Below are 5,238 nucleotides of genomic sequence, written 5' to 3'. Positions count from 1 at the left end.
GATTTCCCGCCTTCTGATCTAAGGCGATGCAGAAGGTGGCATCCAATTCCCAAAGGTTTGTCTTTTTACGTACCTACGTTGTAATGTCGATGTTGGAAGTACGACAAGCGATGGAGGGAACGGACATGGGGAAGCTCGACGGCAAGGTCGCGGTCATCACGGGCGGTTCGAGCGGGTTAGCGCTGGCCACCGCCAAGTTGTTCGTGGAGGAGGGCGCGTACGTGTTCATCACCGGCCGTAGGCAGGAGGCCCTGGATGCGGCCCTCGAATCGATCGGACGGAACGTGACTGGCGTGCAGGCAGATTCGAGCAACCTCGAAGACCTCGACCGCCTGTTCGACACAGTCAAGCGCGAGAAGGGCAGCATCGACGCGCTCTACGCCAGCGCGGGAATGGGAGAGCCAAGCGACCTCGGGGAGATCAGCGAAGATCATTTCGACCGGACCTTCGGCCTGAACACACGGGGAACGCTATTCACGGTTCAGAAGGCGCTCCCGCTGTTCAATGATGGCGGATCGATTGTCATGACCGGGTCGATCGCTTCGGTGAAGGGGTGGCCGGGGTGGAGCGTCTACGCGGCAAGCAAGGCCGCGCTGCTCGCCTACGCTCGGGTGTGGCTGTACGAGCTGAAGGACCGGCGGATTCGGGTCAACGTCTTGAGCCCGGGGCAGATTGCGACGCCGATCCAGGAGCAGTTGTTCGACGAAGAGACGAAGCGGCAGTTCGAGTCTCTGATTCCGCGTGGACAAATGGGCCGTCCCGAGGAGATCGCAACAGTGGCACTGTTCCTCGCATCCGATGACTCGACCTACGTCAACGGTGTGGAGCTGGCGGTCGACGGTGGCACATCTGCCATTTGAGCCGATTATCTGCCCTGCCCGGATTCGTACCCACCGGAGAAACAATCATCCTCCCTGGGCCAGACGTTGACCGGATCTCTAGGTCAGACATTAGCCGGGTCACACCATTGAGGAATCACCAAATGAATCAACAAGCAGTCCTCATCACTGGCGGGACAAGCGGCATCGGCCGTGCAACCGCCGAACTGTTGCACGAACAGGGCGTCCGCGTGATGGTCACGGGCAGCAGTGAGGAATCCGTCGCCGCAGCGCGCGCACATTTCCCGCAGGAGATCATCGTCGTCCAAGCAGACGCGGCCTCTCTCGACGACACCACTCGAGCGGTTCACGAGGCAGAACAAGCCTTCGGCAAGCTCACGGGCGTATTCCTCAACGCCGGGATCGTATCTTCCAGTCCCGTCGAAGCGGTCGACGAGGCCACCTGGGACCGCGTGTTCGCCGTCAACGCCAAAGGGCAGTTCTTCACCTTGCAGAAGGCGCTACCTTTGCTGACCGACGACGCCGCGGTCGTCATCACCGTCGGGATCGGCGCAACCCGTGGAATGGCAGGCTCGAGTGTCGCAGCGGGGAGCCGGGGAGCACTGTTGACGATGATCCCGTCGCTCGCGATCGAACTCGCTCCCCGCGGAATCCGCGTCAACGCTGTCAGCCCCGGCCCGATCGACACACCGATCATGGGCAAGATGGGACTGCCGGCGGAGCAGGTCACCACAATCAAACAGGACATGGCCGAGTCACTTCCCCTCCAGCGCCTTGGCCAAGCCCGCGAAGTCGCCACGACCGTTGCATTCCTGCTGTCCGACAACGCTTCCTACATCACGGGAGAGAACATCGTAGTCGGCGGAGGAGCCGGGCTCCGCCTCTGAACATCTCCCCCGTCGCAGGCAGGGGCACACCGAACTTCGAAAAGACGAGCGAAAGAATCCTGACATGAGCAAATACAGCGGCAAGAATGTAGTGATCACTGGTGGCGGCGCCGGCATAGGCTTCGCAATAGCGGAGCTGCTGGTTGAGGGCGGAGCCAGGGTGGTGATTACCGGTCGTTCTCAGAACACACTCGACGCCGCGGTCGTCCGGCTCGGCAAGAACGCGGTAGCCCTGCGAAGCGATGTGGCCTCACTGCCAGACCTCGATGCTCTCGCCGATCGCGTGAAGAGCGAACTCGGCACGATCGACGCCCTGTTCGTCAACGCCGGCATCGCACCCCTCACACCCTTCGAGTCGACAACCGAGAAGGTGTACGACGAGTTGAACGCGATCAACGTCAAAGGCGCACACTTCACTGTGCAAAAGCTCGCCCCGCTACTGAGCACCGGCGCCGGCGTCGTTCTGACCACTTCGGTCGCGAATACTATCGGCCTACAGGACATCAGCGTGTATGCGGCCGGCAAAGCGGCAGTGCGCTCGATGGCCCGCAGCTTCTCCCGCGAGCTTCTACCGCGCGGAATACGTGTCAACGCGGTTAGTCCCGGTCCCATCGACACAGGAATTCTAGAAAACACGATGAGCAAGGAGGCCGCCGAGCAATTCAAAGCCGAGCGGACCGCAGACAACCCCATGCAGCGTTTCGGCACCCCCCACGAGGTCGCCACGGCGGCAGCATTCCTCGCCTTCGACGCCACCTACACCACCGGCGTCGAGTTCGCCGTGGACGGAGGAGCCACTCAGCTCTGAACTCCTCCCATGCCGTTCCTGCCGTCCGCAAATGAGGGCTATCACCGCTAATCCGGACACCAGTAACATCATCTCGCGGATTAGTTACTGCCCGACAGGCACTTCGCCTATCTGGGCAACCGAGACGAACGTCGACCACTAGACTCCAGGGGCCGACGGTAGCTCCACGTCGGCGGTCCGAGGCTGGGCAGGACAGAACCAGATCGAACCGCCGACGGTTGCACAGCTCTGCACCGGGTGAGCATGGGCGTTGGGATGTTCAACTAGCGATTTCGCAAAGAGATCGTGACACCCTGGTGATATAGGTACGGAAGCAGGGGAACGCCGGGCACGGAACTCTCTGAGTTACATGACCTCCCGATCGATGAGGCCGCCCTAAATTGCAGGCCTGGTCACGGACGCCGGTCGACGACACCCACTGCACCAACAACCGGGATGTCGCCGACCGGAAATCGGCAGACTTTCCAGGGTCCAGTGAGTCCCCAACCTACTCCGCGACAGTTAAGGTTGATGCCATGAGTGCAGCTGCCCAGATCTCCGACGATTACACCGGCGACTTCAGAGAAAACAAAGTGCCACAGCGTAAGTCGACACCCAGCGCGACCATCGTAAAGTTGTCAGTCGGGCCGATGGACAACAACGTCTACGTGATCACCGACAAAGGCACCGGAAAGGCGTTACTGGTCGATGCCGCCAATGATGGCGAGGTCCTCATTGAACTGATCAGGGCGCACGGCAACATCGAGGCGATCTTCACCACCCACTGGCACCCCGACCACTGGATCGCACTCGAGGAAGTGGTCAAGGCAACGGGTCTTCCCACAGTGACCGGCCGTATCGACGCCGAGTCCATCCAGGTGCGTATCGATAGGTTGGTCGACGGGGGCGAGATCATCGAGATCGGCGATCTCCGCCTCGAGGCGATCCACCTCAAGGGACACACGGACGGATCGATCGCGCTGTTCTTCGACGACGACGTGACCCACCTCTTCACCGGGGACTCGCTCTTTCCGGGCGGCGTGGGGAAAACCCAGACACCGGACGACTTCGACTCCCTGATCCACGATGTCGAGACGAAGCTGTACAACCGATTTAACGACAGCACTGTCGTCTACCCCGGTCATGGCCTGGACACCACGATCGGCGCCGAACGCCCCCATCTCGAGGAATGGCGCGAGCGCCGCTGGTGACCGGTCGAGCAAATGTCCCACGCGCCGCAGTGACCCGCTCCGGTGGTTGTCACGCCGCAATCGATCGCCAACCGGAGATCCTCACGGCTGCTCCAGCGGTGACGGTCGAGAACATTACGTTGCAGTAGCGCGAAGAACGATTCCATCGCCGCGTTGCCACCACATTGACCGGCTATCGGGCCTGGGGATCCGCAATGTCGTGCGGAATGGTTCATCACTTTCGCAGTGATGAACCATTCCGCCGCCCACGTGCTGCATCAGCATCGCGACATCCAGAGGTTAAGCAACGGCCCAGATCACGATCCCGACAACAGCATCGAGCTGGCAAGGGCAGCGTCTGGTGGGGTGGTCAAGCGCAATCGGAGGCTCGCGGCATTTGAGCGAGTTGTTGGTCCTTCTCGCGATGCGTGAGTGCAAAGCCCGGCAACACAGTGCCGTCGGGTGAGGCACGTCCCCGAGTCGACGCGGTGGAACCCAACGGATTGCTCCGGGGCACTTGAATTTCGTTTACTACTGCAACGACACTTTGTGATGTCTATGATTGTAGTGGCTGGCGCGGCGCCAGTTCGACCAGTGCCAGACGTGGACGAGGCATGTCGCACCGGACAGTCGACGCGGTTGAACAATCGCCGTATCTTGTTGATTGTCAGAGGTATTAGATCTCAGGCACCGGCTGGAGATCCCCTTTGAGCGCCGCGACGCAGGATCGTCAGGAAGGCAGCCGCGGCCATCGACAAGATGACGTGCCGGTACCAGGCCGGGAACCCACGCACCTGGTAGTGGTCGAGTCCGGTCTCGTTCTTCGTGGCCTGGAAGCACTCCTCGATCGCCCAGCGACTGCCGGCCACCCGGACCAGCTCGGCGGGTTCGGTGTCGGCAGGGCCGTAGCAGATATAGTACGCAATCTCGTCGGGGTCGGTGATCGACCGTCGGGCCAGCAACCAGTGACCGCGACCGCGTTCGCGCAGCGGCCGGATGCCGACGACCGCCCAGTCGTAGAACCTGGGCCAGTGGGCGCCGTCGCCGCAGTTCATCCGCTGCCACGCCGTCGCCGGCAGGTCGGCGATCACGGCGTCGGCTCGGCGCTGACGCAACTCCATCGAGATCACCATCTGCGACTTCGGAACTGCGAGAGAACATGGTCCACACCACGGGATTCGAGCCACATCCGAATTCGGCCAACCTGCCCGTAAGCTTCTTCGCCGGTCAACCACCCGAACGGCACAGCATCGAGGGCCCGGGCCACCAGGCGGGCAACCTGATCGCGCCCCATGTCGTGAGCAGGGCGTTTCATCGCGTGCCACATCGTGCAGGCGCCATAGACCCGGCAGTTGGCGACGTACACCGTGTGGACGGCGTTCGCGGCGTAGGCGTCGGCCAGTTCGGCGTCGAAGATGCGTCTGCGCTGCCGGCCTTGTAGTAGACATCCCACGCGAGTCAGCGTCAACTGGCGACCGGCCTGAAGGCGTCGGTAAGGACTGGCCATGCCGCGGTCTCGTCCCAGGGTATGTCGT

General features: G+C 61.8%; 4 protein-coding genes and 2 pseudogenes. 4 read left to right on the top strand and 2 right to left on the bottom strand.

Annotation, left to right across the window (positions count from 1 at the left end; all coding sequences use genetic code 11):
- The first annotated feature begins 125 nt into the window (after nucleotides 1-125).
- From QM841_RS41415 to QM841_RS41400, 4 genes are all read left to right on the top strand, one after another.
- A complete protein-coding gene (locus QM841_RS41415; RefSeq protein ID WP_105423964.1) occupies nucleotides 126-860 on the top strand; it encodes an SDR family NAD(P)-dependent oxidoreductase in 735 nt (244 codons plus the stop codon).
- A gap of 122 nt (nucleotides 861-982) precedes the next feature.
- Complete coding sequence (locus QM841_RS41410; protein WP_105423960.1) at nucleotides 983-1,726, top strand: SDR family oxidoreductase; 744 nt, start codon at nucleotides 983-985, stop codon at nucleotides 1,724-1,726.
- 64 nt (nucleotides 1,727-1,790) lie between these two features.
- Nucleotides 1,791-2,534, top strand: coding sequence for an SDR family oxidoreductase (locus tag QM841_RS41405; protein ID WP_105423959.1), 744 nt, complete (start codon nucleotides 1,791-1,793; stop codon nucleotides 2,532-2,534).
- 515 nt (nucleotides 2,535-3,049) lie between these two features.
- A complete protein-coding gene (locus QM841_RS41400) occupies nucleotides 3,050-3,724 on the top strand; it encodes an MBL fold metallo-hydrolase (RefSeq protein WP_105423958.1) in 675 nt (224 codons plus the stop codon).
- Between the two features lie 62 nt (nucleotides 3,725-3,786).
- Here QM841_RS41400 and QM841_RS41395 read toward each other — a convergent pair.
- Nucleotides 3,787-3,915 (bottom strand): annotated as a pseudogene (locus QM841_RS41395) (IS3 family transposase); the annotation flags it as partial.
- 464 nt (nucleotides 3,916-4,379) lie between these two features.
- Nucleotides 4,380-4,973 (bottom strand): annotated as a pseudogene (locus QM841_RS41390) (IS701 family transposase); the annotation flags it as partial.
- Nucleotides 4,974-5,238 lie beyond the last annotated feature (265 nt).

Source organism: Rhodococcus sp. IEGM 1307 (assembly GCF_030056915.1).
GTDB classification, from domain to species: Bacteria; Actinomycetota; Actinomycetes; order Mycobacteriales; family Mycobacteriaceae; genus Rhodococcus_F; species Rhodococcus_F opacus_D.
The sequence above is the reverse complement of the archived record's forward strand: the minus strand, read 5'-3'. Positions and strand labels throughout refer to the sequence as shown.

Bases quoted from the DNA above. Each gene is read 5' to 3' on its own strand.
- QM841_RS41400 (WP_105423958.1), top strand. From the start codon at position 3,050: ATGAGTGCAGCTGCCCAGATCTCCGACGATTACACCGGCGACTTCAGA.
- QM841_RS41405 (WP_105423959.1), top strand. From the start codon at position 1,791: ATGAGCAAATACAGCGGCAAGAATGTAGTGATCACTGGTGGCGGCGCC.
- QM841_RS41410 (WP_105423960.1), top strand. From the start codon at position 983: ATGAATCAACAAGCAGTCCTCATCACTGGCGGGACAAGCGGCATCGGC.
- QM841_RS41415 (WP_105423964.1), top strand. From the start codon at position 126: ATGGGGAAGCTCGACGGCAAGGTCGCGGTCATCACGGGCGGTTCGAGC.